The sequence below is a fragment of the [Clostridium] citroniae WAL-17108 genome (assembly GCF_000233455.1).
In the GTDB taxonomy this organism is placed as follows: Bacteria; Bacillota; Clostridia; order Lachnospirales; family Lachnospiraceae; genus Enterocloster; species Enterocloster citroniae.
Genome location: NZ_JH376422.1, coordinates 37,575 through 64,447, shown reverse-complemented (window position 1 = coordinate 64,447; position 26,873 = coordinate 37,575). Strand labels below are relative to the sequence as shown.

The following is a 26,873-nucleotide window of genomic DNA, read 5'->3' as shown; positions in this document are numbered from 1 at the left end:
ATCTCTATCCGCTCTTTTAATCCCCCTCTTACATCTTGACAATACCCAGTAAACTGCTATGATTAGAGGAGCGTTTATTGGAAAGAGGATGACCGGATGTGAAGATCCGGTGTAAAACAGTTGTTTTGGTTTAGGTGACATGGAGGCGGATGTGGTGGAAATAAAGGACAGAATTTACCGGTATATGAAAGAACTGGTGGCGATTCCCAGCGTGTCTGATACGGAATATGAGGGGGCGGCAGCGGATTACATAGAGGCGGAACTGAATGCCCAGCCCTATTTTGCAGCCCATCCCCAGATGGCGGGAAGCTATGCGCTTAAGGGGGATCACCTGAAACGGACCACACCCTATGGGCTGATCAAGGGGAGCACGGGGAGGACCATTATACTCACAGGCCACTATGATGTAGTAGATACCCGGGAGTACGGCAGTTTTGAATCTTTTGCCTATGATGTGGAGGCGTGGAAACGCGCCGGCAAAAGCCAGTTGGAAGCATTGGCGGCAATGCTTCCCAGGGAAGCCAGGGAGGATCTGGAGTCCGGTGAATGGCTGTTTGGAAGAGGCGTGAACGATATGAAGGGGGGACTGGCCATTGCCATGGCACTTATGGATTGGTATGGCCGGCTGATGCTGGAGCATCCGCAGCTGCCCGGGTGCCTGCTTTTTGCAGCGGTGGCGGATGAGGAGGCATATTCCGCCGGGATGCGGGGCTCCATTCCACTGTTTACAGGTCTTTTGCAAGAGTATGGACTGGAATATGCATGCCTGCTGGATCTGGAGCCCAGCTTTAATGAGGAGGGGAAGCAGCAGGTGTATATCGGTTCCGTGGGAAAGACCATGCCCGCGGTGCTGGTACAGGGGGCCAAAGCCCATGTGGTGAACTGTTTCCATGGACTAAACGCAGTGGGCGTACTGGCTGAGATGTTTATGCGCACCGAGCTGGCGCCTGAGTTCTCTGAACAGTATGAGGGGGAACCATGCCCTCCGCCCACCTGGTTTAATCTGAGGGACCGCAAGGAGGGATATGATGTCTCCGTTCCCCTGAGAGCAGCGGGATACATGAGTATGCTGGGATTCAACAAGACAGCGGATTCGGTTACGGCCAGGCTGAAGGAAATCGGGAGGGAATCATTTTCCTCATACCTGAAACGCATGGAGGCCCAGGAGGCATGTGTGAAATCCGGGGATATCCTTCCGCAGGTGGATATGGACCGGTGCGTGATGGAGTATGGCCAGCTGGTGGATGTCTGCCACAAGCGCCACGGGGAGGAAGCGGGAAAGTGGTTCCGTGACCTCTATGAGACAGCACAAGCCCGTATCCGGTCAGGGGAATGGAATTATCCCAAGGCCACGCTGGAGATCATGGACGCGGTACTGACCTACTCGGAGATTACAGCCCCTTTGATGGTGATCTCCTTTGCACCGCCTTATTACCCGGCTTATCACAGCGACCGCATTCCGGATGGCGCGGGTAGGGATAGCGCGGAGGGCAGTGCAGGGGGAGTAAGAACAGGGGGAGGAGAAAGTACAGGGGGAGGAGAAAGTACAGGGGGAGTAAGCATTGGGAGAGAAGGTGCGGGAGGAGAAAGTACAGGGGGAGGAAGCACTGGAAGAGGAAGCGCGCTGTATGAGATACTGGCAGCATCGGCAGAGACAGTGTGCGGCATACCGCTGGGCAGGCGCAATTACTGCTGCGGGATATCGGATTTAAGCTACTGCGCAGGTCCGGACCGGGCGGAACTTCAGTCCTATGCGGCTAATACGCCGCTGTGGGGAGGTATGTATCATATGGACCTGGATGCCATGGCGGGATTCCAGGTTCCGGCCCTTCTTTTTGGCCCAGTTGGCAAGGATGCCCACCAGATGTCGGAGCGCGTCAATGCCAGGAGCCTGCTGGAAGAAGTTCCAGGAATTTTACAATATTTTATCGAACAAGTGTTTGCAAATGGAACGCAAATGTGATATACTTACGCAAGATATTGTAACTGGATATTGTAACATTGATACGATTCATACCCGGGCGCCAAAAGGACAGGTGCCTGGCGTTCTATGCAAGAGACAAGGAGCATTTTTAGATGGCAAAGCAGTACATTAAAATCCGCGGGGCCAATGAACATAATCTGAAGAATATATCCGTGGATATACCGAGGAACGAGCTGGTGGTACTTACAGGACTGTCCGGGTCCGGCAAATCTTCACTGGCTTTTGATACTATCTATGCAGAAGGGCAGAGGCGCTATATGGAGTCTCTGTCTTCTTACGCACGCCAGTTTTTGGGGCAGATGGAGAAGCCGGATGTGGAAAGCATTGAAGGGCTGTCACCGGCTATTTCCATAGATCAGAAGTCGACCAACCGGAACCCGCGTTCCACTGTGGGGACGGTGACGGAGATCTATGATTATATGAGGCTTCTCTATGCCAGGGTGGGCATTCCCCACTGTCCCAAGTGCGGCAAAGAGATCCACAAACAATCCATTGACCAGATGGTGGACCATATCATGGCCATGCCTGAGCGGACTAAGATCCAGCTTCTGGCACCTGTGGTGCGGGGCAGGAAGGGAGAGCATGCAAAGGTGCTGGACCAGGCGCGCAAGAGCGGCTATGTGCGTGTGCGCATTGACGGGAATCTTTATGAGCTTTCCGAGGATATTAAGCTGGACAAGAATATAAAGCATAATATTGAGATCGTGGTGGACCGTCTGATCGTAAAGGAAGGGATCGAGAAGCGCCTTACGGATTCCATCGAGACGGTGATGGCGCTGAGCGGCGGCCTTATGACCGTGGATGTGACGGAGGGGGAGCCGGTGAATTTCAGCCAGAGCTTTTCCTGCCCGGACTGCGGCATCAGCATCGATGAGGTGGAGCCCAGAAGCTTTTCCTTTAACAACCCCTTCGGCGCATGTCCCGAGTGTTTCGGACTTGGGTATAAGATGGAGTTTGATGAGGACCTGATGATTCCGGACAAATCCATATCCATTGACGATGGCGCCATTGTGGTGTTGGGCTGGCAGTCCTGCACGGACAAGGGAAGCTTTACCAGGGCCATACTGGACGCTCTGGCCAAGGAGTATAAATTCAGCCTTTCCACTCCTTTTCAGGATTACCCCAAGGAAATACAGGATGTGATCCTGCACGGTACGGGAGGCAAGGAAGTCAAGGTACGCTATAAGAGCCAAAGGGGCGAGGGCGTATATGATGTGGCCTTTGAGGGATTGATTGAGAATGTGAACAGGCGCTATAAGGAGACATTTTCCGAGGCCTCCAAGGCGGAATATGAGTCCTATATGCGGATCACGCCATGTCCTGTGTGTAAAGGGCAGAGGCTTAAAAAGGAGTCTCTGGCAGTTACGGTGGGGGATATGAATATCTATCAGGCAACCAATATGTCCATTGTAAAATTCAAGGACTTTATGGACGGCCTGAAGCTGACTTCCATGCAGCAGACCATTGGCGCGTCCATCTTAAAGGAGATCAGGGCAAGGATCTGCTTCCTCATTGACGTGGGATTGGATTATTTGTCCCTTTCACGGGCCACAGGCACCCTGTCAGGCGGGGAGGCGCAGAGGATCCGTCTGGCAACACAGATCGGCTCCGGTCTGGTGGGGGTTGCATATATCCTGGATGAGCCAAGTATTGGACTTCACCAGCGGGACAATGACAAGCTGTTAAAGACCCTGATCCATCTGCGTGACCTGGGGAACAGCGTGCTGGTGGTGGAACATGATGAGGATACCATGCTGGCAGCGGACTGTATCGTGGATATCGGACCAGGTGCAGGCGAACACGGCGGACAGGTGATCGCTATGGGAACCGCCAAACAGATCATGGCCAATAAGGATTCCATCACAGGCGCATATCTCAGTGGAAGGATGGCCATTCCCGTGCCGTCTGAGCGCAGGAAACCAAGCGGATGGATCACGGTTCGGGGCGCTGCTGAGAACAACCTGAAGAACCTGAACGTGGACTTCCCGCTGGGTGTCATGACTTGCGTCACAGGAGTGTCCGGCTCCGGCAAGAGTTCCCTTGTCAATGAAATACTTTACAAAGCCCTGGCCAAAAAATTGAACCGTGCCAGGACCATTCCCGGTAAGCATAAGGGAATTGACGGGACAGAGCAGCTGGATAAGATCATTGCCATTGACCAGTCGCCGATCGGGCGTACTCCACGGTCAAACCCGGCCACGTATACAGGCGTGTTTGACCTGATCCGTGATCTGTTTGCCTCTACCGTGGATGCAAAGGCCAAGGGCTATACAAAAGGCCGCTTTAGTTTTAATGTGAAGGGCGGACGGTGTGAATCATGCAGCGGTGACGGCATTATCAAGATAGAGATGCATTTCCTTCCCGATGTCTATGTTCCCTGCGAAGTCTGCGGCGGAAAGCGGTACAACCGCGAGACCCTGGATGTAAAGTATAAGGGAAAGAGTATATACGATGTCCTGGATATGACAGTGGAGGACGCGCTGAAGTTCTTTGAAAATGTGCCCTCAGTCACCAGGAAGATACAGACCCTGTACGATGTGGGCCTGGGATATATCCGGCTGGGACAGCCGTCCACTGAGCTGTCGGGCGGTGAGGCACAGCGTATCAAGCTGGCTACCGAGCTGTCCAAGCGCGGGACGGGAAAAACCATCTATATTCTGGATGAGCCCACAACAGGGCTGCATTTTGCAGATGTGCACAAGCTGATCGACATTCTGCGCAGGCTGTCGGACGGAGGCAATACCGTTGTGGTGATCGAGCATAACCTGGATGTGATCAAGACTGCCGACTATATTATTGATATCGGACCGGAAGGCGGGGATAAGGGCGGAACGGTCATTGCCAGGGGAACGCCTGAGGAAGTGGCTGAGAACCCGGTTTCCTACACCGGCATGTACATTAAGAAATATCTTGAGGCGGGAAATAAAAAGGGAATAAAATAAATTAAAAAATTTGTCGAAATTGCTTGCTATTTGTAGTTAGGTGGCATATAATAGACATATACGAAAGATAAAGAAGAGATTGTACTATTTTGTACAATCTCTTTCAATTTATACGGAGATAAATATTTTCTGGTAAATTGGGTCATGGTATAGGGAGAGGACATTTCGGTTTAACCGTTTTGGCGGGGATATCCAGAAAAATATGGAGGAATAGATCTCATGGATAGAGAGATGATTATCGTTTTGGACTTCGGCGGTCAGTATAACCAGCTGATTGCACGCCGTGTCCGTGAGTGCAATGTGTACTGCGAAGTACATCCGTACAATATGAGCCTGGACAAGATAAAGGAGATGAATCCCAAGGGGATCATTTTCACAGGCGGCCCGGACGTGGTGTTTGAGGACGGTGCGCCGCGCTGTTCCAAGGAGATATTTGAACTGGGTATTCCGGTTCTGGGAATCTGTTATGGAGCGCAGCTTATGAGTTATCTGCTGGACGGCGTTGTGAAAAAGGCGGTTGTCAGCGAGTATGGACATACAGAGGTGGATGTGGACACGTCTTCCAAGCTGTTTGAGGGTGTTTCACCCAGGACCGTGTGCTGGATGAGCCATGGAGTATATATTGCAGAAGTACCTGCCGGGTTCAGGATCACTGCCCACACAGAGTCATGCCCGGTTGCAGGTATGGAGTGCGCGGGAAAGGATTTCTACGCGGTTCAGTTCCATCCTGAGGTGGTTCATACCAAAGAGGGGACAAAAATGCTGTCCAACTTTGTATACAATGTCTGCGGCTGCTCCGGAGACTGGAAGATGGATTCTTTTGTGGATACTACCATCAAAGCGCTGAGGGAGAAGATCGGTGACGGCAAGGTGCTGTGTGCCCTTTCCGGCGGTGTGGATTCTTCTGTTGCAGCGGTTATGCTGTCCAAGGCCATCGGCAAGCAGCTGACCTGTGTATTCGTGGACCATGGCCTGCTGCGCAAGAACGAAGGGGATGAGGTGGAAGCCGTATTCGGTCCCAAGGGCCAGTATGATCTTAACTTTATCCGTGTCAATGCCCAGGAGCGTTTCTACGCAAGGCTGAAGGGCGTGGAAGAACCTGAGGCAAAGAGAAAGATCATTGGCGAAGAATTCATCCGTGTATTTGAGGAGGAGGCCAGAAAGATCGGCGCAGTGGATTACCTGGTGCAGGGCACCATTTATCCGGATGTGATCGAATCCGGGCTGGGCAAATCCGCTGTGATCAAGTCCCACCACAATGTGGGCGGTCTTCCCGAGCATGTGGATTTTAAGGAACTGGTGGAGCCGCTGCGCCTGCTGTTTAAGGATGAGGTGCGAAAGGCCGGGCTTGAGCTGGGGATCCCGGAATATCTTGTATTCAGGCAGCCGTTTCCAGGTCCCGGACTTGGCGTCAGGATCATTGGCGAAGTAACGGCTGAAAAGGTAAAGATTGTTCAGGACGCGGACGCTATATACAGGGAGGAGATTGCAAAAGCCGGAGTGGATAAGAATCTGGGCCAGTATTTTGCGGCACTTACCAACATGCGGTCCGTTGGATGCATGGGAGATGAGAGAACCTACGACTATGCGGTTGCGCTGCGGGCTGTCCTGACCTCTGATTTTATGACTGCAGAGGCTGCGCAGATTCCCTGGGAGGTGCTGGGAAAGGTGACCAGCAGGATCGTGAATGAGGTGAAGGGCGTGAACCGGGTGATGTATGATTGTACGGGGAAGCCGCCGGCTACGATTGAGTTTGAGTGAGATTGTGGATTGGAAATACCTAGTGTTTATGCAGGATTCAAACAAATTTGTTTAGTGAGTGGCAACGATTTGGCAACATTTGATACCTACTGATAGAATGTGCGCGTGCAATGAGCCAAGCGAATTTGCAGGCATATTCAGTAGGCGAATGCCGCGACAACAAAGTTATTTTACTTCAAAATGGCATAGAAAAACCTTACTGATTTTCAGTTTCCAAAAATGGAATAAGAAGTCGGTAAGGTTTTTTTGTGCTTATTTTTCTTTTTTCAATTCACTTACAAGAAAATCGCTTAGTGCCTTAGAGGGAACTTTTGCCCAATGTTGGGAGGTGTCGAGTTCAGGATATTTGTAGCGCCATTGGTCGTATTCCTCTTTGGTGATCTCGCCTTGCTCCAATTTGGCAGACATCTGCTGCCAAGCCTGAAACATATTGAACAGAGAAGTATAGTTGTTACGATTGGACTTGTCCAGACGCAGACAGAGTTCCCCATCTATTTCACTTATTTTAAGTCCGTACACATCTTCCAATGTAAAGAGAGTGTGCATAAGACCGATGTAGGTGTCTATGTTGGGTACAGTGAGAGCATGAGTGCTGACATCAAAAATACTAGCCATTTCTTTCACAAGGTCAATCTTAGGCACTCTGGCTTCTGACTCATACTGTGCCATACGGACATCAGAGGTTTTGCCGAGAAAGCCGAGAATTTCCCCAAGCTGCTTTTGTGTCATTCCTTTTCTATTGCGGAAAAATTTAATACGTTGTCCGATTGCCATAATATAGTCTCCTTTGTTAATTGTCGTATTCTTCGTCAATCCATTGCTTCAACTTATCCTGTAATACTTTTTTATCCGGCAAGTACAGTTTATATTCAGAAGCATAGATATTAGCATCTTTGGGCAGAGTAATTTCAACCAATGCGTCATTTTTCTCTTTGCATAACAAAATACCTATCGTTGGATTTTCTGTATCTAACTTTTCATATCTGTCATAATAATTTACATACATTTGCATCTGTCCGATATCCTGGTGAGTTAATTTGTCAACTTTTAAATCAATCAAAACATAACAGTGTAGCAAACGATTATAAGTAACAAGATCAACGTAAAAATTATCTTCATTAAATGTGAATCGCTTCTGTCTTGCTTCAAACAGATAGCCTTTCCCCATCTCCAAAAGAAATTTTTGTAATTTATCAATAATTGCCGATTCTAAGTCAGATTCCACATATTTTGCCTTCTCTTCTATGCCGAGAAATTCCAGAACTGTCGGTTGCTTTATGATGTCCTGTGGTTTTGCAATTACATTTCCCTCTGTTGAAAGACGCAAAATATCTGATTTATCTTTACTTAATGCCAATCGCTCATACAAACTTGAATTATATTGCCGTTGTAGTGTTCTAACACTCCAATTTGATTTCAATGCTTCGATTTCATAGAAATTGCGCTCGTTGGCATTCTCGATTCGCATTAATTGTAAATAATGCGACCAAGATAATTGGAATGGCACAGTTTCATTTAAAAGGCTAAACACCGTTTCGCTTTTTTCGATTGCAAAAAGGCTAAACACTGTTTCACTTATTCGTTCTTTATAAGTTAAATAAAATTTTCTGGCATTTTTAAGTGTATCGCCAGAAAAACCTCGGCCAAATTCAGTCAATAATTTTTCTGATAAATTATTGATAATCTGTTGTCCATATTTTGCTCTACTGCTTCCCTCCTGTTGTTCTTCCACAATCCACCTTCCGATGGAATAATAGGTCATTAATTGAATAAAATTCACCTGTTTTACTGCTAGACCACGAGCATACTGAATCAAGTCCACAGTGTTTAAATATAGCTTATCTATGTTGGTTTCTGTTTTCATCAACTCTGCATTTTTTTGATTTTCCATTTAATTTCATTCCTTTTATATTGTGATTGTCGAATAATTCAACAAATTTGTTTGAGTAGAGTATACCACAGGCGAAAATGAATAGCAATAAGAAACTAAACAAAAAAAGTTAATATTTTTCTGCAAACCACTTGACTTAACGGTAAATGTTTAGTAATATGTTGTTGTAGAACTTAAATAAATATGTTTAGGAAAGGAGAAGAAAACTTGCAAAGTAAAACTTTCATCAGTGTTCAGGAAGTTGCAGAAGAATTAGGAGTATCAAAATCCTATGCGTACAGAGTTGTTAAACAGCTCAATGAAGAATTAAAGCAACAGGGTTATCTTACAGTAGCAGGCCGGGTGAATGCCCAGTATTTCCATAAAAAAATATGTTACAACGAGCGGCACGTTTAAAGTGCCGCAGAAAGGAGCCATAAGATGGCAGTTTATAAAGATGGTAACACAGGAAAATGGCGCGCCGTATTTCGCTTTACTGATTGGAAGGGAGAACGGAAGCAGACACAAAAGAGAGGTTTCGCGACCAAAAAGGAAGCTTTGAATTGGGAGCGGGAAACTATGCTGAGACAGGAAGCAAAACTTGATATGACCTTTGGAAGTTTTTTTGAAATCTATGAAACGGACAAAAGAAAACGGGTAAAGGAAAATACATGGGAATCCAAAAGCCATGTGATACGCACAAAGATACTTCCTTATTTTGAATCACGTAAGATGGAAGAAATAGAGCCAAAGGATATTATTGCATGGCAGAATGAGCTGCTATCTTATAAAGATGAATCCGGCCAGCCATATTCCGCAACTTATTTGAAAACGATACATAGTCAATTAAGTGCTATTTTTAATCACGCAGTAAGGTTCTATCATTTACCCTCGAATCCGGCGCAGAAAGCCGGAGCAATGGGTTCAGAGGAACATAAAGAAATGTTGTTCTGGACAAAAGAAGAATATCTGAAATTTGCAGATGCCATGATGGACAAACCACAATCTTATTATGCGTTTGAAATACTGTATTGGTGTGGTATCCGTATGGGCGAGCTGTTGGCATTGACACCCAAAGATTTTGATTTTGGAAAATGTACCTTAACTATCAACAAATCATATCAGCGGCTAAAAGGGAGAGATGTCATTACTTCTCCCAAAACTCCAAAAAGTAACCGTACTATTAAAATGTCAAAGTTTCTTTGTGAAGAGATACAAGAATATATTCATATGCTTTATGGCATTGGAGAGAACGAAAGGCTGTTTCCGATAACAAAATCTTATCTTCATCATGAGATGGACAGAGGTTCCAAACAAAGCGGAGTAAAACGAATCAGGGTGCATGATCTTCGTCATTCGCATATCTCACTTTTAATAGAAATGGGATTTTCGGCACTTGCAATCGCACAGAGAGTAGGGCATGAAAGTATAGATATTACTTACCGATATGCACACTTGTTTCCAACTAAGCAGACGGAGATGGCAGACAGATTGGATATAGAAAGAAAGGGAAAGGAAGAAAAACAAAATGGATAAAAATTTAGATTATCAGGGGCGTTGGAGAAGCAAGACGGTAGCCTTTCGAGTATCGGAGGAAGAAGGGAAGCTGCTTGATAATTGTGTGAGGCTTTCAGGACTTACAAAACAGGATTACATCATACGGAAGCTGCTGAACCGGGAAGTAGTGGTACAGGGGAATCCGAGGGTGTATAAGGCTCTTAGAAACCAGATGGCAGAAATATATGAGCAATTACAGAAATTAGGACAATGCGGAGAGATTAGCGAAGAACTTCTTTATACACTACAAGTAGTGGCAGAAACTTTAAATGGATTAAAGGGGGAACAGTGATGACACCAACTAAAAAAGTAGCCATTCCAGCTTCATCTATTGGCGTAGATGTGGAACAGCCACTTCATAATAAAGACAATGAAATTATAACAGAATCAAAAAAGCAAATCAATCAACAAGCCACAAATAACGTGACCGCGAATGTAGTAGCAGGCGGAGAAAGTGATCTGAAAACAATTTCCATGGAAGAATTGTACGACACAGCATATCCGCCACGGGTTCCGATTGTAGAGGGATTGATTTTTAACGGAACATATCTCTTTGTTGGAGCGCCGAAGGTAGGTAAATCGTTCTTCATGGCGCAGCTTGGTTATCATGTCAGTATGGGAATCCCTTTATGGGGATTTCCTGTGACAAAAGGTACTGTTTTATATCTGGCGTTGGAAGATGATTATGCCAGATTACAAAGACGGTTATCTAAAATGTTTGGCATGGAGGGGAGCAGCAATCTTCACTTTGCAACACAATCTAAGGCTTTAAATCAGGGATTAGAGGAACAGTTACATAAGTTTGTAAAAGAGCATGAGGATGCCAGACTTATTATTATAGATACGCTTCAAAAGGTACGTGAAGTTGGTGGTGACAAACTAAGCTACGGAAATGATTATGAAATCGTAACCAAGCTGAAAAGGTTTAGCGATCAGTATGGTATCTGTCTGCTGGTTGTTCATCATACAAGAAAAATGGAATCTTCCGACAGCTTTGATATGATTTCAGGAACCAACGGTTTGCTGGGCGCTGCTGATGGTGCATTTATTATGCAGAAAGAAAAACGGACAGAGAATAAAGCGGTATTGGAAGTTGCCGGACGCGATCAGCAAGATCAGAGACTATTTCTTAATTTTAATCGGGAACAATGCGTATGGGAGCTTACCAAATCAGAAACAGAGCTATGGAAGGAGCCTGTAGATTCTGTGCTGGAATCACTTGCTACAGTAGTGACAAATGAAGCGCCGGAGTGGAGCGGTTCCGCATCAGAATTATTACAGCTTTTGCCGGAAATAGATATGCAGCCAAATGTTTTCACACGTAAGTTGAATGTCAGTCTGGAACGGCTACTGATAGATTACAACATTAAGTATGAAAGTGTTCGGGAACACAGCGGAAGAAAAATAAAGTTATCACTGATTCAACCAAAGTCGTGACGATATGTGACGATGGTGACGGTATTTTAGATACCGAAGTGGTATAGATAATATCGTCACTATCGACACCACCGACACGCAGAAAGGAATATAAATTGAAGAATGTACAGATACCAGAAGAATTATTTATTGCACTGATGAAATATCATTTGTTGGAAATAGAGGAAGTGCGACCAGAAATAAAAAAGGGATTAATGGATAAGTTGGATTCCATATCCATGCGATTATTGTATTCCCAATATAAGACCGCACCAACGGAGGAAGAAAAAGAGAAGGCAAGAAAGGAATATCTGGATAAGCGAGGTGTGCCGGATAGCTTTCGATGGTAAGTTTTCTTTAAATATTTAACAGGAGCGTGGCACGCTCCTGTGATAAGCAGACAACGAAAAGTCTGAATTGGAGGGCTAAGTTAATGATAAAACAGCCAGCATATGGAAGCCGGAATGTGAATGATTATTTTTACGAAAGTGAAAGAAAGTGAATTGCAAAAATGAATAAAGTCATCGGAAATATTGAACTGACGAAAGGAGAGGAACAGACCTTTATATGGCTCGCCGGGTGGGAAGAAAGCACCGTAGACCATATTCTCTCTGTAATCGAAAAGGCAGCCTGGAAACGGGCGTATGGAGTGGGCGGATACGCCCATAATGAAAAAGAAAAAGCAGAGTAATGACAAAGGCAAAGTATCTCTCCTAAGCCCTCGTGCATTTATGCGAGGGCAAGCCTCGCAGAGCGAAATACACCCATTGCACAAACCTATGGTTTATGCAACGGGAATTTCGCGATTGCATCGAGCTTCAGGCAGCAAAGCTGCCCATATAGTCCGGTAACGGACATAGTAAAAAACATAGATCGTATATTCATATTTGCAAGAAGAAAGGAAGCGGTATATGCCAAGACATTCTTTTGTGCAGATACAAAAGATTACGAACGTAAAAGGTAGGATTGACTACATATCAAGTCATGCCAGACAGGAAAATTTGTATGCAGTTTATGATACGGCTCCGCTGAAATTTTGGAATATGCTTGCAAAGGAAAATCAGCGAGAATTTCTAAAAAGCGGTACAGAAGGGAAGTGCATAGAGGCTAGAGAATTAATTATTGCGCTTCCTGAATCCTATGTAAACTTTGAACCGGATTGGGTATTAAAAACCTTTACAGACAGCTTCAAAGAAACACATGGTGTTGAGTGTGTGGCGGCTCTCCATCATAATAAAAAGAAAACAAATTATCATATTCATTTGATTTTCAGTGAGCGGACAATGCTGGAGGAACCGGATATAAAAATTGCAAGCAGAAATATGTTTTATGATGAACATGGTAAGCATGTAAGGACAAAGAAAGAGCTATTAGATGAGCAAGGGAATATGAGAAGTGGTTGTACTATAACTGCCAAAGGGGAGGTCTATGAAAGGAGATTGTTTTCTAATAAAATATCTCATTTTAAAAGTGATATATTTTTAGAAAATGAAAAGAACAGGTATACAGATTTAATTAACCTTTACATAAAGAATCCATTAGAGCAGTTACAGGTTTTTGATAAGTCCGGTGTTTATCTTCCGATGAAAAAGATTGGAAAGAACAATCCCAAAGCTGCAGAAATAATAGCGGATAATCAGGCCAGAAAAGAATGGAATCAAGCGGTAGATGTGGCTCTGGTAGAGGGCGTGCCGGAAGCAGACATTAAAGAAATAAAGAAGGCAGAAATATCAAAAAAGGTAGGGCAGTCCATAGCTGTGAATGGAAGAAATCCCAGATTGTTTTTACAGATTATTATGCGGGCCAGAGTGATATTAATGAATCTGCTATGTAAACGAAAGCTGCCGCCTCAACCAAAGATTACTGTTGACATTACAGAGTTTCGTAAAATGCAAGGGATTAAACAAGACTTGGATAAACAGGTGCGGATCATCAGGCAGATTGAAGAGAAGGAGTTGCCGGATTTGTTACGGCAGTCTGGTGATCTAAAGGGAATATTCAAATCTAAGGAGCGAAAAGAAGTGGAAAGGCAGATTGGAATAGCACAAAACAGAGTGTCCGATCTGAAATCTTATATGGCTAAGGCAGTTAACCGATATGGATATAAAAATATACAGTCCTTTATAAAGGTGTATGGACAGTGTGAAAAGGCAGTACGGCAGTATCAAAAAGAGTTAGAGGAATGGAAAGAGAATAACGGATTAAAGCAGCCAAAACCAGAAAGTATCAGAGATAAGATAAGGCGATATGAACGGGAAGCAAAAGAGAAAAATTTGACATTCTTAGATTTGCCAAGACAGGAAAAGGAGAAGTACAGAAATGAAAGATAATATTTTAAAATGTGAATACAATATGGATAACGGTTATGTGGAAGTGTATTATAAAGATGGTAATATGCTAAGGTTAAAATGTGAGGAAGTGGAATCCCGGCTCCGGCTGACACAACATTCTCAAAGTAAGATATGGAAGCTGTTAGATGAAAATCCTATAGAATATGTTTCTATGGCTTTGTCAGGGGAAATGCAGAAGTATTGCGATATAGAAGATGATATGGTTAAAAGTTCTCACGATATGTTATTACAACAGTATCTGGACTTAGGATACAATCAGGCAACGGCAGAAGCGTTAATTAGAGAATTTAACAGATATGACAGTTAAATAGAGAAAAAAATCTGGGAGAGCGTAAAGCTGCTTCCAGATTTTTGTTTTCCAGAGATTAATGGATTCGTTAGTATCATTCGTCTAACAGGATTACAAGTTTGTTTTGATAGCATTCAATACGGACACTACAGCCAATGGAGAAGCCCCACTTCTCTACCCATTTACCTTGTATAATTATTTGTGGTACAGGCTGATTGCTTCGGAGGGTAGTGGAATAGATTATTAATTTATGGGTGTTGATTTGGTAATCAGAAGAATTTTCAGAAAGGATATTCTCATTTAGAGAATGGTTATTCATTACTTTGAATACTCTTGAAAGCATAGTTTCCTGTCCGAGCTTACAAGGAACAGAAAAATCCGGTAATCCGCTTCCGCTTGTAATGTCTTTGACCTCGTTAAAAAGAAAGTGTCTGTTTTGATGAATGAAGGTGGATAGCATCCAAAAATTGTTGAGTTGATATAACATATCTGCAATAGAATAAAAATCAGTTCTCCTAAGTGCCTTGTTTGAATAGTAATTCTCAAAATCAAAGTCATTTGACATCATAAGAAAACGAAAGTTCTCAATGAAACTTCTTTGCTCTGTATCGGTTTGCAGCTTGCAGAACTCCTTGACTATGTACTTGTTTAAATCTTGCTCCATATTGTGGCCTCCTATAAAATCACTTAAATGTACCGTATAACACTTATGAGTATGATAGTACATCTTTAAATAGATAATGTCAATAGGATTTGTCACTATAATGTAGGAAACATCATTTTTCATTGTAAATTCATATGTTTCAGTGTATAATTTGAGGTATATAAACGGAGGATTACACAATGGGAATGGCTAAAAAAATTAGAACAATACTCTTGGAAAGAGATATGACAATAAAGGAATTGGCAGAGAAGATTGGAACGAATGGAAATAATTTAAGTAACAAGCTGTCACGTGATAATTTTTCGGAGAAAGAATTGAGAGATATTGCGGAGGCGTTGGATTGTGATTATGATGGGATATTTACCTTGAGGGATAGTGGGAAGGAAATATAGATCACATGGTTTACTGGTTTTGGTTAAATTATACAAAAGTAAGATATATAAACAAAACTATACAGAAATATTTTTATGAAAATTAAAACATCGCTAAATAAATACCAGTAATTAGAGATATATAACTAAAAGGAGAGAAGGCATAATGATTAATGCATTCACAAAGGAAGAGAAAAGGTTAATAGAGGATTATATTAAAATACAGCCAATAAAAGTAGTTGAGGCAATTAATACTGATAAAAAAACAATTACTTACAGTAAAGATTTAAAAGGAAAGACGATATCCATATTGCCAGGTGACGAAGAAATAACAAGAGCATTTATTTTAACAAGATTAGTAAATGAACTAGGTTATTCAATTGATAAAATTGAAATTGAACATGAGTATACAGCAGGAAGGCCACATACAAATACAAGTATTATTGATATTATAGTAAGGGATAAAAATAATGATGCCTTTCTTTTTATTGAAACTAAAAGTCCAGAAGAATATGCAACTATGGATAAAGACTTAACTATTGAAGAACAATTATTTAAAGTGGCTGGAATGGAACGTACAGAAGGCCATAAAGTAAGATATCTTGTTCTTTATACCCTAGATATTAACAATAATGTGATTACAGATGATTGTATGATTATTGATTCTAATGATTTTCCGATATTTAATAATTGGAAAACAAATAGAGATTACTTGACTGAAATTCCAGAGGGGTATGGGGAAGCTAGAAAAATACCTTATGTAAAAGGAAGTAGTAAAGATCTTGTAACTAATTTTTCTCATATACTATTAGAACATATCCAAATTGATTTGCACAATGTCCTTTGGGGTGGTGGTGGAACTGATGACAATGATGTATTTTCATCACTTACAAATTTAATATTAGCAAAGATTCAAGATGAGGATGAAAAGCGTAATGGGGAAACTTATGATTTCCAGACATTATCGTTTGAAACACAAGAAACTTTGTATAGCAGAATTAATGAATTATATAGAAAAGCATTAAAAGAAAAATTAAATATGACTAGTAATGACCAGATTGAAAAATCTCAGGTAGTTGATACAAATAAGTTTTCACTATCAAAATTGAAGTATACAGTGCAAACGCTTGAAAAATATTCTTTTGTAGATGGTAAAAACAGTGTTTCAGGTAAGGATATTTTGGGCGATTTTTTCGAGGGAATTATAAGGACAGGATTTAAACAGAGTAAAGGTCAGTTTTTTACACATGTAAATATTGTTAAGTTTATGCTGTGGGCTATTCAAACTGATAAATTAGCAATAAAGAGGATTAATAATGATAAAGAGATTCCATATATGATTGATCCAAGTGCAGGTTCTGGTACGTTTTTAATCGAGTACATGAAATTTATTACACAGAATATTAAATATCGTTTTAGGAGTAAACTTGATACAAATAGAGCTGTTAAAGATAAAGTAGAATCAGATTGGTTTTATCCAGATAATAAAGAGAATAAATGGGCCAGAGAATATATTTATGGTTCTGAACTGAATTTTAATTTAGGAACGGCAACTAAGGTTAATATGATACTGCATGGAGATGGTTCTACAAATATATTTGTAGGTGCTCAAAAAGGTGATGGCCTGTTACCGTTTAATGAATATATTAAATCTTCCGCACCAAATGCATTGAATAAGGAGTTTGAAGATATTCATTATACTCAAAAAGTTAATGGGCAGTTTGATATAATTCTTACAAATCCTCCATTTTCTGTAAGCTTGGATAATGACACAAAGAAAAAGGTTGGAAAATCATTTTTATTTGGAGATAAGAAGAATTCTGAAAATCTTTTTATAGAACGATATTATCAGTTACTACGAGAAGGGGGAAGATTAGCAGCGGTTTTGCCAGAGAGTGTATTTGATACAACTGAGAATAAATATATACGCTTATTTTTGTATAAGTATTTCATCGTTAAAGCAATTGTTTCATTGCCACAAAAAACATTTGCACCGTTTACTAATACAAAAACAAGTATTTTATTTGCAAAAAAGAAGTCAGAAGCAGAAGTGGGAGAATGGGAAAAGACTTGGAATAAATATGCAAAAGAATATTCTCAGATTAAAACTAGGGTAGAAAATCTTGTTGCTGTATGGGAGGGAAAGAAAAATAAGAATAGTCTTCCATCGATAAAGGGCTTAGAAATCAGCCAAGAAAGAGAGCTTTTAGATAGATTTTTAAAAGTTTATTTACAAGCAGAAGATATCGAATTATCTAATACTGAACTAATTGAAAAATATAGAGATGAAATTGATTTGTTATGTAAACATGATAAAGATTTAGAAAAAGAGTTTGGATTTGTAAATACATGGTGGGTTTTCGATGAAGTTGCAAAGAGTATGGAATATCCTATTTTTATGGCAGAAGTTGAAAATATCGGTTATAAACGTTCTAAACGTGGAGAAAAACCACAACCGAACGATTTATATCGTGAAGATAAAGATGGTGTTATTCTAGTGGATGATGGAGTGAAACAAACAGTCCTTGATTATATAAGAGAGATTGAATGGTAGAATGGAGGATTTTATGACATTTAAAATAAATAATATAACATTCTCCCAACTTTCAGAAGATGCTTATAATAGAATGGATTGTGATTACTTTATTATACGCAAAAAATACAGAATTAAAACTATGGATAAACTCCGTAATTACATAACTTTTCTAGAAAGCGGAAAATCAATTAAATCATCTGATTATGAAAATGATACAGAAAATATTCATGTTACGGTAAGAAATATTGTTGAGGGTGAATTAAATATTGAAAATGCAATTTTTATTACGGATGAAAAAGCAGATAAGTTGGCTGAGTATAGATTAGAAAAAGATGATGTTATTATTGCTATTTCCTCTAATTGTGGTCAAGCATTTGTGTATAATGGAGAACAGAACTACAATCTTACTTTGTCTCATTATTTATGTAGAGTAAGAGTGAAAAAATTATTATTAGATGAAAGATATCTTATTTTATTCATGAAATCTAAGATGGTGAGAGATTATTATCGTAGTGTTGAAACTGGAAAAACAATCAAAAATTTAGCTCAATACTATGTGAAAGAAATGCCAGTGGTTATACCGTCTTTATCAGAACAAAAAGCTTTAATTAAAAAAGTTGAACCAATACAAAATGAGATAAAAGATTTAAGAGCTAAGATAGTGCCAATTCATAAAATAATTAATGAGGTATTCAAAATATATTTTGAATATAACTATGATGTTTTTGAAATGAAGAAACTAGAAAGGATATATACAACATCATTTAAAATGTTTGGAAATAATATTGATTCCAGATTTAGTGTTAAATTCCACCGACCAGCTGGAGAATTTGTTTATACTGAATTAAAAAAAAATTCATACAAAAAGCTAAAAGATTTGGTTGCAATACCAATGATAACAGGACAAGGAATTTCTAATGAATATGATGAAGACGGAAGTTGCCTTTATGTCTCAATGGGTGATATTAGTACATGGGAATTAAATATAGGGGATTTAAAGACAGTATCTGATGAGTATGTAAAAACAAAAAGTTATAAGAAGATAAAAGGAGCTTCAAAACCACAATGCACAAAATTACAAGTAAATGATATTGTAATGATGAGGTCTGGTGAGGGTGGTATAGGAAAAGTTGCTATTATAAAGGATGATATAGATGCAATATTTTGTGATTTCTTGATTAGGATAAGATTTAGAGAGTCATTAGTAAATCCCATGTTTGCATATTATTATTTTAGGACTGATTATTTTCAATATCTAGTTGAAATCAATAAAAAAGGATTGGGTAACAATACGAATATTTTTCCTAATAATATACAAGAATTCCCATTCCCTGATATATCATTGATAGAGCAAAAAGAAATAGTTGAAGCAATCAAAAGCAAAATGAATGAACAGAATATAATTAAAAAAGAAATAGCACAAAAAAAATTAGATATAGAAAATTTTGTTGAAGAAGCAATCAAAAAATATCAAAGTAGAAATGAAAAAGGAGAGTAATGAAAGTATATCTAAAGAACAAAAATTCAAGTTATGACGCTATTGGTGAGTATAATCCAGAAACAAAAGAATTTGTAGTGTTTAAGGGGTCACGTGTATCTGCTGATGTATCTCATGCTAAAACATTCAGAGGTTCAAAGTTTGTAAAAAGATGAGAGAAAATGTTGTAAAAAAGAAGTCGTAATGGAAGATATTTCTTTTAAAAGTTCATCAACAGCAGCAAACTTTATAACAGGTCGTAGCTCTGATGGGTTTTCAACATGGAAAACGGAAGAAGGAAAAATCTTACGAAAATTAAGAGAAGAAAATTTTAGAAATGATATAATCCATACAAAGTGATATTGATACTGAATGGATTTCAGTAGTTTGATGCATAGATGAATGAAGAAATTTGTGGCAACATATTGGCAACAAAAAATCAGCAAGTCAAAATAATATGTGTAAATGAAGTAAAAAGTAGGCATAAAAGGCGCAAAAACTTAACAAAAATGTTTAGAAACACCTATGAACTTGCCGAGTTTGAATAACGGACAGAACCCCGGGAATGCTGATAGAATGGGCATTTCCGGGGTTGTTTTATGCCGTTTGGCTCTATTTATTTGATGAATACTGAATTTGGGGCGGGTATCATGATACCTGCCTCTAATGTTTTAGTTAATTTCTTTTTTATGAATAATCTTTCTCATACCGCTACCGCAAAATTCATGGGGTATCTTTTTAAATCCTAAAGTATCATAGAAGGCTTCTTTCCCCTTTTCAGCAATTAGAGAGACACTGGAACGCCCGCCGGGCGGCGTATTCTTTTCCACATAATCTAATAAATTATGAATGATAGCAGTACCAACTCCTTGTCTTTGAAAGGCAGGATATACAATTATATCTACAATAGTGTAATAAAGTCCGTCTCCTATTAGTCTGCCCATAGCGATTGTTTCCAGTTTGTTCTTCACAATAATAGAATAAGTTTACTTGGTGGAAACTCATGAAGAATTTATATTTTATAGTATTAAAAACCGCGATGATACTAAATATAGATGCCCTAAGCTTTACAGATTAAAATACAAGGACTATACTATATTTATCAAATTCAACAAATAAGCATCTAAAATGGATCATTACAATAAATCATTAAAAGGAACCCACCCATGGAAAACCACAACTCCCCCCTAATTGAAACCATCATAAACAACTACGCCCCCTACATCTTCAACCTCTCCCTGAAGCTGACAGCTGACCCGGACAAAGCAGAGGATCTGGCCCAGGACACCTTTATCAAAGCATGGATTCATATAGCTGATTTAAAGAATGAGGCTGCCATTAAAAGTTGGCTTCGTACCATCTGCATCAATGAGTTCCGCATGATGATAAGGAAAGAAAAGCGTGAAGCCACAACCTACATAGAGAGTGTGGAAGAACTGGAGAGGGACGGAACGCTATTGGCGGATTATCCCCCTTTGATCATGGATGAGGTCCGGGCTTCGGAGGAGGTGGCTAATCTGCGCAATGGCTGCTTCCTGGCCATGACAAGGAAACTCACATTGAACCAGAGAACGGTATTTTCACTAATTGATATGTTTGGCCTGCCGATAGGGGAAGTGTCACAACTTCTGGATCTGACGCCCAAAGCAGTCAAGGGCCTGCTCTACCGTGCCAGGATGAACCTGGAATCATTTTTTCAGGGACATTGCAGTTTTGTGGATATCAGCAACCCCTGTAAATGTACTGCGTGGATGGAATTTATGAAGGACAGAAATACATTTCAGGAAAAATTAAGGCAGAAAAAGGAATATCTGGATTATAAGGAAAAAGGATATGTCCACGATCCTGATACGAGCCAAAAGATATTGTATTATTACCGCAACATGCCGGAACAAAGGCCGCCTCAGGAATGGTTTGAAGGGCTGATCACTTTGATGGAAGATTGCTATAAAGGTTATAAATGAAATATGCAATAAAAATTCCAATTAAAAAGTTTGCATTACCCGGGACTTCTGCCAGGAAACTTCATCTTCTATTATGTAAAGGAAAATACCAGAAGAAAAGAGGAATGGAATATGTTTCAATCAAGATGTGGTGTATGCTGTGATTTATGTGAGAGAAAGGATGCGGTCAGCTGTAAAGGGTGTATCAATATGGATGGGCCTTTTTGGGGAGGGGTCTGTGAGGTGAAATCCTGTTGTGAATCCAAAGGACTGAACCACTGCGGCGAATGCGGAGACTTTCCCTGTAACGTATTGTCCAATATGGGGGTGGAGGAAGGATATGACCCTGCTGTGAAGATAGAGCAATGCAGGCAATGGGCAATTGAGTGAGTATATTGCCAGTTTCACGGAATCGGCTGATACTGCCATGTATTGCCGGTCACAGCCAAACTTTAGATCCAAAGCTAACATATGACACGGAACGTTTCATGTAAAAAGCCCGGGGGCTGGCCTCCCGGGCTGGATTTATGCACATAGGATCCTCATCCATTGCCATGGCATCGAAGCCGCAAACCAACATTTCTCATTTCTTCCACAATGCACATCCCGCCTGGGTGCACCTGTTTTTCCATCCCAAGGTAATGCTTAACAATGCAATCACCAACAGGCAGAGCATTGCGGCAAGCACGGTTTGATAACTCTCTGTCAGGTCAAAGATAAATCCATACGCAGGTATCAGGACAATAGAGGATATGGGAGCTCCCATGGACAGCTTGGCAAAGATTTTCTCATAGTCAGTGCGCCCGTAAAATTTCAGTGTCAGGATAGGAGCCAGGACCATGATGCTTGAGCTTACCAGCCCGTGTAAGAAGGCTGACAGGCCAAATATGCCAAACCCATTTCCGCTGAACAGGAATCCGAAAATGGATAAAAAGCCGATTCCGATCATTCCATAACATGTTTTCAGGCTGCCGATCCGGTCACTGATGATACCGATGGCAATGGAGCCGATGGCGCTGCCCACGGAAGCCAATGCAAGTGCTTTTCCTGTCTGGCTTGGGGTGTAGCCCAACAGGGAGCCATAGTTTGGAATATGCTGGGAAAAGACGCCGATGCCGGTTATGGAGATCATAAACAACAGCAAGAGGGCAAAGGAGATGGAGTAAATGGCTGTTTTTTCCGGGATCTCAACCGTTTCAGTGGTTTCTCCGGATCCTGCTTTGCCCTGTTTGGAAGGCCGGATATCGGCGCCCAGGGGGGAGAGATGTTTATCCTCCGGTTTGTTGCGGAGAAGGATCAGTGATGTGAGGATTACAACAAGAAAAGCCGCTCCGCCCATGAGAAAATATGCGGTCCTCCACCCCTGGCGGAAAATGATATTGGATGCGGCAGGCTGCAGTACTGCTCCGAATAATCCCACAAAGGCCATTTGGATCCCCATCATCAATCCCGCATTTTTTGTAAACCACCGGTTGATCAGGATGGGGCCCAGCAGGCTGACTAAGATGGTTGCGCCCATAGCGTAAGGAATGGACAGGATATACCAGCCATACACCTGGTTTAATAAACCGAACGCCATAAAGGAAAGGGTCTGAAGCACAGCGCCTGCCACAGCCATCACCCGGATATCATACCGGTTGATCAGCGTTCCGGCAAAGGGCAGCCAAAAGACCATGACAATGGAGGTGATGCTGAAGTAGATAGACAGTGTACCGATTCCCACATCCAGTTCCTGTGAAACAGGAGGCAGGAATAGGCCGGAGGTGGTGTTCAGTCCGCCTCCCGCAAAACCACGGATTAAGATAACGCCCAATAATATGAACCATGCATAATGTATGTTCTTTTTTTTCATAGATTCCCGCCTCTCTTACCATCGGAGAGTGCCTGAAATTTTGGCTTCTGCTGTCTGCCCGCCTTGTCTTCTGACACATCCCGGTATAGGATCTCAGGATTATTTTCCTCTTCTGTTTCATTTTTATTCCTGCTATGAAGACAAAGGGAATAAATTAAGACTTTATCCAAATACTATTCGCGATGAATAGATAAGGATGGTGAATTTATGAAAAAACTGGAAAATAGGGTGGCATTGGTCACCTCTGCCACAAAGGGAATCGGACTTGCGTGCGCTCTGAAACTGGCTGAAGCCGGTGCCAGCGTCTACATGGGAGTGCGCAGGCTTCAGGCAACCCAGGAAATATGTGATGAATACCGTGAAAAGGGATATAAAATGGTTCCGGTTTATTTTGATGCCACGGACAGATCAAGCTATCAATCCATGGTGGAGGAGACCGTCCAGGAAGCCGGTCAAATTAATATTCTTGTAAATAATTTTGGCATTGGAAGACCGGCAGAGGACCTGGATCTGGTCAGCGGCAGCGAGTCGGCTTTTTTTGATATACTGGACCTGAACCTGGGAAGCGTTTACCGCATATCCAAGCTTGTGGTCCCGCACATGCTTAGGGCGGGCGGCGGTTCCATTGTGAATATTTCCTCCATCGGGGGAATGATCCCGGATATCACCAGGATCGGCTACGGTGTTTCAAAATCAGCGATCAACAACATAACCCAGCAGATCGCCGTGCAGTTCGCCCGCCGGAACATCCGCTGCAATGCAGTTCTGCCGGGCCTTACTGCCACGGATGCGGCTTTGGAAAACATGCCTGAAGAATTTCTGAAATCCTTTCTGTCCCACATCCCCTTAAACCGGATGGGAACTCCGGAGGATATTGCCAATGCGGTCCTTTTCCTTTCTTGTGATGACTCCGCATATATAACAGGACATATTTTGGATGTTGCGGGAGGATATGGGATCGGAACCCCGCAGTATGGGGATATGATGAGAAAATAGTGCTATCTTTCTTAGATATCTTCCATTACAATAATCTGTAGAAAGATGAGAGAATGGGAGATGTTTTTATGATCATAAAATTAACCGATCCGGAGCAGGCCGGGGATATTTTTGCCCATTGGGATGAAACCATCATCTGGTCCTGCCTGCAGAATATAATGGGAGACATATATGCTGTGTATAATGGGAAGTCTCAGGAGACTCCCGGATCAGCCATGGCTTTTCTTGGGGATTTTTGTTTCCTTGCAGGTGTTCCCTCCAGGGAACTGGTGATGTTCAGGCCGGACGGCTGCGGACCGTATATCATAATGGTTCCCCAAAATGACGGCTGGGCACAGCTGATCTGGGATTGTCACAGGGACAATGCAAAGAGGATCACCCGGTATGCGATCAAAAAAGAACTGGATGTATTTGATAAAGAAAAGCTGCACCGGGCAGTCTCTTCCCTGCGGCCCGGCTTTTCCCTGAAAATGATGGATGAAGAGCTTTATCATCTGTGCAGGTCCAGGGAGTGGAGCAGGGACCTGGTGTCCCAATATGCAGATTATGAAATGTACCGGAAACTTGGCATTGGAGTGGTTGCCCTAAAAAATGGGCAGCCGGTTTCCGGTGCATCCTCCTATGCGACTTATAGAGGCGGCATTGAAATCGAGATCGACACCAAGGAAGAATACCGGAGAAAGGGCCTGGCGTACGCATGCGGGGCAAAATTGATTCTGGAGTGCCTGGAACAGAATCTGTATCCCAGCTGGGACGCCCATAACATGTGGTCGGTTGCACTGGCTGAAAAGCTTGGTTATCATTACGACCATGAGTATACGGCATTTGAACTATATACAGACGAGAGTGCCCCCATTTTCGCATGGGATGTCCTGAACAGTTACAAATAAAATATGAAAATAACTATCTGATATCTAAGAGATCCCGCCGGCCGGCAAATTGGGCTTGGTGGGATTTTTATGTTTAAAAGTTGTACGTGAAAAGATTTTCACCCAGTATTTATAAAAAGGTCCGTGAAGTTATGCATGTTGCATAATAAAGTCTAAATAAATTGTATGATTTTATTATTGACCCGCAGGAACATTTTGGTATAATAAAAATAGTTTCAGAAACTTAAATAAAATATGAAAAATTTTTCATCAACAGAATTACGAAAAAAAAGGAAAGGTGGGGATCAAATGGTAAAGGATGTTGAGGAATACGTATCACGGATAAGAAGCAAGTACAGCGTTATGAGTGAGTCAGAGAAGAAAATTGCAGATTATATTTTAAGCAATGATTTTGTAAATGAGGACAGCAGCATTAATAATTTGGCGGCAGCCACAGGAACCAGTGTTTCAACCGTGGTTAGGTTCTGTAAAACTCTAGGATTTAAGGGTTATGCAGAGTTTAAATTTTATTGTCAGAAGGGTATCCTGTCTCCTCTGAGCGGACAGATTGAGATCAGTAACCATGACAGTGCCGGGACGATCAAGCAGAAGGTGGCTGAATTTTCCAAGAACGCCATTAATAACAGTATTTTATACACGGATAATCAGGAAATTGAAAGAGCCATCAATGCATTGTCCAGGGCAAGACAGATCCTGGTATGCGGGGAAGGCAGCGCCAGCGGGATCGCACTTCTTGCAGTCAATACATTCATGAATCTGGGTATACCCAGCTATACCATCCAGGACCCTCTGGCGCAGATCAGAACCGCTTCCTTTTTAGGGGAACAGGACGTGGTGATTGGAATTACAAACTGCGGTTACATCAAGGATGTGGTGGATACATTGGCGGTGGCAAAGGAAAATGGAGCAACCACCATCTGTATTACAGGCCTTAATGATTCCCTTGTAACCAAGTATTCCGATGTATGCCTGTGCACCACCCACCGGGATAACCAGAGTCCCCTGGATCTTCCCACCACCACCATCTGCCAGATGATCACACTGCACACACTTCAGATTGGCTATATTGTCAGGAACAATGCAGATATAGAGGAAAATGTAAAGAATATGCATCAGGTATCTGAATTAAAACGGTATGATTTTGCAGTTGGTTCCATCAGTAAGGAGCGTGTGAAATTCTAGGCCGTGTCCGGAAGTTTATTTTCCCCGGGGTATTTCCATACAGGAATGATCCTGCTCCGGGAGCATACTCCAGACACGCCTGACCATAAGAGAGGAGCAGCAATCATATGTTTGATATCATTAAAAACTACGAAAAGGTAAGCCAGGAACTTGTAGAAAAGTTCTCTAAATTAGAAGAGAGTGCATCCATTAATGAGTGTATGCAGGTCAACGGGGCAATGAACCACGATATACGTCCGGTATGGCCAGGTTCCAGAATGTGCGGAACCGCATTGACTGTTTGTGCCAGAGCGGGTGATAACCTGATGCTTCACAAGGCCATTTCCATGGCTAAACCAGGAGATGTGATCGTTATCACCTGTGACGGTTTCCAGGAATCCGGCGGTATGTGGGGCGGGATCATGAGCAATGCTGCCCAGACCATGGGAGCGGCAGGAATGGTGACGGATGGAAGTGTCCGGGATACCATGATGATGAAAGAGATCAATTTTCCGGTATTTTCAAGAGGCATTGGTGTAAAGCGGAGCACCAAGGCATTGGGCGGCACCATCAACCATCCCATTGTTGTGGGTGGTGTTCTGGTTCATCCCGGGGATCTGGTTTTTGCGGATAATGATTCCGTGGTTGTGGTTCCAAGGGAGCAGGCGGAGGAGATCTACGAGCTTGCGGTTGCCAGGGAACAGCATGAGGATAATACACTGGTAAAGGCAAAGCTGGACGGCACCGTAACCTTCCAGACCTTTGAGAAGGAATTCCGGGCGCTTAATCTGAGCGAAGAGTGCTGATACTGCC

Annotated in this window: 27 protein-coding genes; 22 read left to right on the top strand and 5 right to left on the bottom strand. The window is 42.1% G+C overall.

Annotation, left to right across the window (positions count from 1 at the left end):
- The first annotated feature begins 184 nt into the window (after nucleotides 1-184).
- The 3 genes from HMPREF9469_RS13435 to guaA all read left to right on the top strand — a co-directional run bounded on the left by HMPREF9469_RS13435 (nucleotide 185) and on the right by guaA (nucleotide 6,687).
- Entirely contained in the window at nucleotides 185-1,963 is a 1,779-nt protein-coding gene (locus HMPREF9469_RS13435; RefSeq protein ID WP_265583657.1) for a M20/M25/M40 family metallo-hydrolase, read from the top strand.
- Nucleotides 1,964-2,076: 113 nt separating this feature from the next.
- Nucleotides 2,077-4,926, top strand: coding sequence for an excinuclease ABC subunit UvrA (gene uvrA, locus HMPREF9469_RS13430; protein WP_007862772.1), 2,850 nt, complete (start codon nucleotides 2,077-2,079; stop codon nucleotides 4,924-4,926).
- 219 nt (nucleotides 4,927-5,145) lie between these two features.
- On the top strand, nucleotides 5,146-6,687 hold the full coding sequence (guaA, locus tag HMPREF9469_RS13425; RefSeq protein ID WP_007862771.1) for a glutamine-hydrolyzing GMP synthase: 1,542 nt from the start codon (nucleotides 5,146-5,148) through the stop codon (nucleotides 6,685-6,687).
- Nucleotides 6,688-6,939: 252 nt separating this feature from the next.
- Here guaA and HMPREF9469_RS13420 read toward each other — a convergent pair whose 3' ends face one another.
- Both HMPREF9469_RS13420 and HMPREF9469_RS13415 read right to left on the bottom strand, forming a co-directional pair.
- The gene (locus HMPREF9469_RS13420) at nucleotides 6,940-7,461 is read right to left on the bottom strand and encodes a helix-turn-helix domain-containing protein (RefSeq protein ID WP_007862768.1); all 522 of its coding nucleotides are present in this window, start codon (nucleotides 7,459-7,461) and stop codon (nucleotides 6,940-6,942) included.
- A 16-nt stretch (nucleotides 7,462-7,477) separates the two neighbouring features.
- Nucleotides 7,478-8,578 carry a PDDEXK nuclease domain-containing protein gene (locus tag HMPREF9469_RS13415; RefSeq protein WP_007862766.1) on the bottom strand — a complete coding sequence of 367 codons (1,101 nt, stop codon included), beginning with the start codon at nucleotides 8,576-8,578 and terminating at the stop codon, nucleotides 7,478-7,480.
- A 207-nt stretch (nucleotides 8,579-8,785) separates the two neighbouring features.
- Here HMPREF9469_RS13415 and HMPREF9469_RS13410 point away from each other — a divergent pair, with 207 nt between their 5' ends.
- The 8 genes from HMPREF9469_RS13410 (at nucleotide 8,786) to HMPREF9469_RS13375 (ending at nucleotide 14,188) form a co-directional block, all read left to right on the top strand.
- Nucleotides 8,786-8,974 (top strand): HTH domain-containing protein, encoded by a 189-nt coding sequence (locus HMPREF9469_RS13410; protein WP_007862765.1) that lies wholly within the window; start codon nucleotides 8,786-8,788, stop codon nucleotides 8,972-8,974.
- A gap of 24 nt (nucleotides 8,975-8,998) precedes the next feature.
- Nucleotides 8,999-10,093, top strand: coding sequence for a site-specific integrase (locus HMPREF9469_RS13405; protein ID WP_007862764.1), 1,095 nt, complete (start codon nucleotides 8,999-9,001; stop codon nucleotides 10,091-10,093).
- Entirely contained in the window at nucleotides 10,086-10,406 is a 321-nt protein-coding gene (locus HMPREF9469_RS13400) for a plasmid mobilization protein (protein WP_007862763.1), read from the top strand. Before HMPREF9469_RS13405 ends, HMPREF9469_RS13400 begins: the two co-directional genes overlap by 8 nt.
- The gene (locus tag HMPREF9469_RS13395; protein ID WP_007862762.1) at nucleotides 10,406-11,551 is read left to right on the top strand and encodes an AAA family ATPase; all 1,146 of its coding nucleotides are present in this window, start codon (nucleotides 10,406-10,408) and stop codon (nucleotides 11,549-11,551) included. The genes HMPREF9469_RS13400 and HMPREF9469_RS13395 overlap by 1 nt, the downstream gene beginning before the upstream one ends.
- A 95-nt stretch (nucleotides 11,552-11,646) precedes the next feature.
- The gene (locus HMPREF9469_RS13390) at nucleotides 11,647-11,880 is read left to right on the top strand and encodes a hypothetical protein (protein ID WP_040416321.1); all 234 of its coding nucleotides are present in this window, start codon (nucleotides 11,647-11,649) and stop codon (nucleotides 11,878-11,880) included.
- A 161-nt stretch (nucleotides 11,881-12,041) separates the two neighbouring features.
- Nucleotides 12,042-12,221 carry a DNA ligase gene (locus HMPREF9469_RS13385; RefSeq protein WP_207636595.1) on the top strand — a complete coding sequence of 60 codons (180 nt, stop codon included), beginning with the start codon at nucleotides 12,042-12,044 and terminating at the stop codon, nucleotides 12,219-12,221.
- Between the two features lie 220 nt (nucleotides 12,222-12,441).
- Nucleotides 12,442-13,860, top strand: coding sequence for a MobA/MobL family protein (locus HMPREF9469_RS13380; protein ID WP_007862761.1), 1,419 nt, complete (start codon nucleotides 12,442-12,444; stop codon nucleotides 13,858-13,860).
- The gene (locus HMPREF9469_RS13375; protein WP_007862760.1) at nucleotides 13,850-14,188 is read left to right on the top strand and encodes a DUF6061 family protein; all 339 of its coding nucleotides are present in this window, start codon (nucleotides 13,850-13,852) and stop codon (nucleotides 14,186-14,188) included. The genes HMPREF9469_RS13380 and HMPREF9469_RS13375 overlap by 11 nt, the downstream gene beginning before the upstream one ends.
- 76 nt (nucleotides 14,189-14,264) lie before the next feature.
- On the opposite strand, the gene HMPREF9469_RS13370 is transcribed toward HMPREF9469_RS13375, so the two are convergent.
- On the bottom strand, nucleotides 14,265-14,834 hold the full coding sequence (locus HMPREF9469_RS13370; protein ID WP_007862759.1) for a SymE family type I addiction module toxin: 570 nt from the start codon (nucleotides 14,832-14,834) through the stop codon (nucleotides 14,265-14,267).
- A 179-nt stretch (nucleotides 14,835-15,013) separates the two neighbouring features.
- Between HMPREF9469_RS13370 and HMPREF9469_RS13365 the strand changes: the two genes are divergently transcribed.
- The 5 genes from HMPREF9469_RS13365 to HMPREF9469_RS31305 all read left to right on the top strand — a co-directional run bounded on the left by HMPREF9469_RS13365 (nucleotide 15,014) and on the right by HMPREF9469_RS31305 (nucleotide 19,578).
- Entirely contained in the window at nucleotides 15,014-15,226 is a 213-nt protein-coding gene (locus HMPREF9469_RS13365) for a helix-turn-helix transcriptional regulator (RefSeq protein WP_007862750.1), read from the top strand.
- Nucleotides 15,227-15,371: 145 nt separating this feature from the next.
- The gene (locus HMPREF9469_RS13360; RefSeq protein WP_007862748.1) at nucleotides 15,372-17,759 is read left to right on the top strand and encodes a restriction endonuclease subunit M; all 2,388 of its coding nucleotides are present in this window, start codon (nucleotides 15,372-15,374) and stop codon (nucleotides 17,757-17,759) included.
- Nucleotides 17,760-17,772: 13 nt separating this feature from the next.
- Nucleotides 17,773-19,239: a restriction endonuclease subunit S gene (locus HMPREF9469_RS13355; protein WP_007862742.1), complete on the top strand. Its 1,467-nt coding sequence runs from the start codon at nucleotides 17,773-17,775 to the stop codon at nucleotides 19,237-19,239.
- Nucleotides 19,239-19,394 carry a hypothetical protein gene (locus HMPREF9469_RS32035; protein WP_007862740.1) on the top strand — a complete coding sequence of 52 codons (156 nt, stop codon included), beginning with the start codon at nucleotides 19,239-19,241 and terminating at the stop codon, nucleotides 19,392-19,394. The genes HMPREF9469_RS13355 and HMPREF9469_RS32035 overlap by 1 nt, the downstream gene beginning before the upstream one ends.
- Before the next feature lie 28 nt (nucleotides 19,395-19,422).
- The gene (locus tag HMPREF9469_RS31305) at nucleotides 19,423-19,578 is read left to right on the top strand and encodes a DUF4357 domain-containing protein (protein WP_082197753.1); all 156 of its coding nucleotides are present in this window, start codon (nucleotides 19,423-19,425) and stop codon (nucleotides 19,576-19,578) included.
- Between the two features lie 311 nt (nucleotides 19,579-19,889).
- Here the strand turns inward: HMPREF9469_RS31305 and HMPREF9469_RS13350 are convergent, their stop codons facing one another.
- Nucleotides 19,890-20,189: a GNAT family N-acetyltransferase gene (locus tag HMPREF9469_RS13350; RefSeq protein ID WP_227161161.1), complete on the bottom strand. Its 300-nt coding sequence runs from the start codon at nucleotides 20,187-20,189 to the stop codon at nucleotides 19,890-19,892.
- A gap of 195 nt (nucleotides 20,190-20,384) precedes the next feature.
- Here HMPREF9469_RS13350 and HMPREF9469_RS13345 point away from each other — a divergent pair, with 195 nt between their 5' ends.
- Both HMPREF9469_RS13345 and HMPREF9469_RS13340 read left to right on the top strand, forming a co-directional pair.
- Nucleotides 20,385-21,182 carry an RNA polymerase sigma factor gene (locus HMPREF9469_RS13345; RefSeq protein WP_007862738.1) on the top strand — a complete coding sequence of 266 codons (798 nt, stop codon included), beginning with the start codon at nucleotides 20,385-20,387 and terminating at the stop codon, nucleotides 21,180-21,182.
- 111 nt (nucleotides 21,183-21,293) lie between these two features.
- Nucleotides 21,294-21,551 (top strand): DUF3795 domain-containing protein, encoded by a 258-nt coding sequence (locus HMPREF9469_RS13340; RefSeq protein WP_007862736.1) that lies wholly within the window; start codon nucleotides 21,294-21,296, stop codon nucleotides 21,549-21,551.
- A 193-nt stretch (nucleotides 21,552-21,744) separates the two neighbouring features.
- Here the strand turns inward: HMPREF9469_RS13340 and HMPREF9469_RS13335 are convergent, their stop codons facing one another.
- The gene (locus HMPREF9469_RS13335; RefSeq protein ID WP_007862733.1) at nucleotides 21,745-23,013 is read right to left on the bottom strand and encodes an MFS transporter; all 1,269 of its coding nucleotides are present in this window, start codon (nucleotides 23,011-23,013) and stop codon (nucleotides 21,745-21,747) included.
- 207 nt (nucleotides 23,014-23,220) lie between these two features.
- On the opposite strand from HMPREF9469_RS13335, the gene hdhA reads away from it, so the two are divergent.
- From hdhA to HMPREF9469_RS13315, 4 genes are all read left to right on the top strand, one after another.
- Nucleotides 23,221-24,009: a 7alpha-hydroxysteroid dehydrogenase gene (gene hdhA, locus HMPREF9469_RS13330; protein ID WP_007862726.1), complete on the top strand. Its 789-nt coding sequence runs from the start codon at nucleotides 23,221-23,223 to the stop codon at nucleotides 24,007-24,009.
- A 68-nt stretch (nucleotides 24,010-24,077) separates the two neighbouring features.
- The gene (locus HMPREF9469_RS13325) at nucleotides 24,078-24,899 is read left to right on the top strand and encodes a GNAT family N-acetyltransferase (protein WP_007862724.1); all 822 of its coding nucleotides are present in this window, start codon (nucleotides 24,078-24,080) and stop codon (nucleotides 24,897-24,899) included.
- Between the two features lie 288 nt (nucleotides 24,900-25,187).
- Nucleotides 25,188-26,081 (top strand): MurR/RpiR family transcriptional regulator, encoded by an 894-nt coding sequence (locus HMPREF9469_RS13320; RefSeq protein ID WP_007862722.1) that lies wholly within the window; start codon nucleotides 25,188-25,190, stop codon nucleotides 26,079-26,081.
- Nucleotides 26,082-26,188: 107 nt separating this feature from the next.
- Nucleotides 26,189-26,866 carry a 4-carboxy-4-hydroxy-2-oxoadipate aldolase/oxaloacetate decarboxylase gene (locus tag HMPREF9469_RS13315; RefSeq protein ID WP_007862714.1) on the top strand — a complete coding sequence of 226 codons (678 nt, stop codon included), beginning with the start codon at nucleotides 26,189-26,191 and terminating at the stop codon, nucleotides 26,864-26,866.
- Nucleotides 26,867-26,873: the final 7 nt, after the last annotated feature.

Bases quoted from the DNA above. Each gene is read 5' to 3' on its own strand.
- HMPREF9469_RS13435 (WP_265583657.1), top strand. From the start codon at position 185: ATGAAAGAACTGGTGGCGATTCCCAGCGTGTCTGATACGGAATATGAG.
- uvrA (WP_007862772.1), top strand. From the start codon at position 2,077: ATGGCAAAGCAGTACATTAAAATCCGCGGGGCCAATGAACATAATCTG.
- guaA (WP_007862771.1), top strand. From the start codon at position 5,146: ATGGATAGAGAGATGATTATCGTTTTGGACTTCGGCGGTCAGTATAAC.
- HMPREF9469_RS13420 (WP_007862768.1), bottom strand. From the start codon at position 7,461: ATGGCAATCGGACAACGTATTAAATTTTTCCGCAATAGAAAAGGAATG.
- HMPREF9469_RS13415 (WP_007862766.1), bottom strand. From the start codon at position 8,578: ATGGAAAATCAAAAAAATGCAGAGTTGATGAAAACAGAAACCAACATA.
- HMPREF9469_RS13405 (WP_007862764.1), top strand. From the start codon at position 8,999: ATGGCAGTTTATAAAGATGGTAACACAGGAAAATGGCGCGCCGTATTT.
- HMPREF9469_RS13400 (WP_007862763.1), top strand. From the start codon at position 10,086: ATGGATAAAAATTTAGATTATCAGGGGCGTTGGAGAAGCAAGACGGTA.
- HMPREF9469_RS13395 (WP_007862762.1), top strand. From the start codon at position 10,406: ATGACACCAACTAAAAAAGTAGCCATTCCAGCTTCATCTATTGGCGTA.
- HMPREF9469_RS13385 (WP_207636595.1), top strand. From the start codon at position 12,042: ATGAATAAAGTCATCGGAAATATTGAACTGACGAAAGGAGAGGAACAG.
- HMPREF9469_RS13380 (WP_007862761.1), top strand. From the start codon at position 12,442: ATGCCAAGACATTCTTTTGTGCAGATACAAAAGATTACGAACGTAAAA.
- HMPREF9469_RS13375 (WP_007862760.1), top strand. From the start codon at position 13,850: ATGAAAGATAATATTTTAAAATGTGAATACAATATGGATAACGGTTAT.
- HMPREF9469_RS13370 (WP_007862759.1), bottom strand. From the start codon at position 14,834: ATGGAGCAAGATTTAAACAAGTACATAGTCAAGGAGTTCTGCAAGCTG.
- HMPREF9469_RS13365 (WP_007862750.1), top strand. From the start codon at position 15,014: ATGGGAATGGCTAAAAAAATTAGAACAATACTCTTGGAAAGAGATATG.
- HMPREF9469_RS13360 (WP_007862748.1), top strand. From the start codon at position 15,372: ATGATTAATGCATTCACAAAGGAAGAGAAAAGGTTAATAGAGGATTAT.
- HMPREF9469_RS13355 (WP_007862742.1), top strand. From the start codon at position 17,773: ATGACATTTAAAATAAATAATATAACATTCTCCCAACTTTCAGAAGAT.
- HMPREF9469_RS32035 (WP_007862740.1), top strand. From the start codon at position 19,239: ATGAAAGTATATCTAAAGAACAAAAATTCAAGTTATGACGCTATTGGT.
- HMPREF9469_RS31305 (WP_082197753.1), top strand. From the start codon at position 19,423: ATGGAAGATATTTCTTTTAAAAGTTCATCAACAGCAGCAAACTTTATA.
- HMPREF9469_RS13345 (WP_007862738.1), top strand. From the start codon at position 20,385: ATGGAAAACCACAACTCCCCCCTAATTGAAACCATCATAAACAACTAC.
- HMPREF9469_RS13340 (WP_007862736.1), top strand. From the start codon at position 21,294: ATGTTTCAATCAAGATGTGGTGTATGCTGTGATTTATGTGAGAGAAAG.
- HMPREF9469_RS13335 (WP_007862733.1), bottom strand. From the start codon at position 23,013: ATGAAAAAAAAGAACATACATTATGCATGGTTCATATTATTGGGCGTT.
- hdhA (WP_007862726.1), top strand. From the start codon at position 23,221: ATGAAAAAACTGGAAAATAGGGTGGCATTGGTCACCTCTGCCACAAAG.
- HMPREF9469_RS13325 (WP_007862724.1), top strand. From the start codon at position 24,078: ATGATCATAAAATTAACCGATCCGGAGCAGGCCGGGGATATTTTTGCC.
- HMPREF9469_RS13320 (WP_007862722.1), top strand. From the start codon at position 25,188: ATGGTAAAGGATGTTGAGGAATACGTATCACGGATAAGAAGCAAGTAC.
- HMPREF9469_RS13315 (WP_007862714.1), top strand. From the start codon at position 26,189: ATGTTTGATATCATTAAAAACTACGAAAAGGTAAGCCAGGAACTTGTA.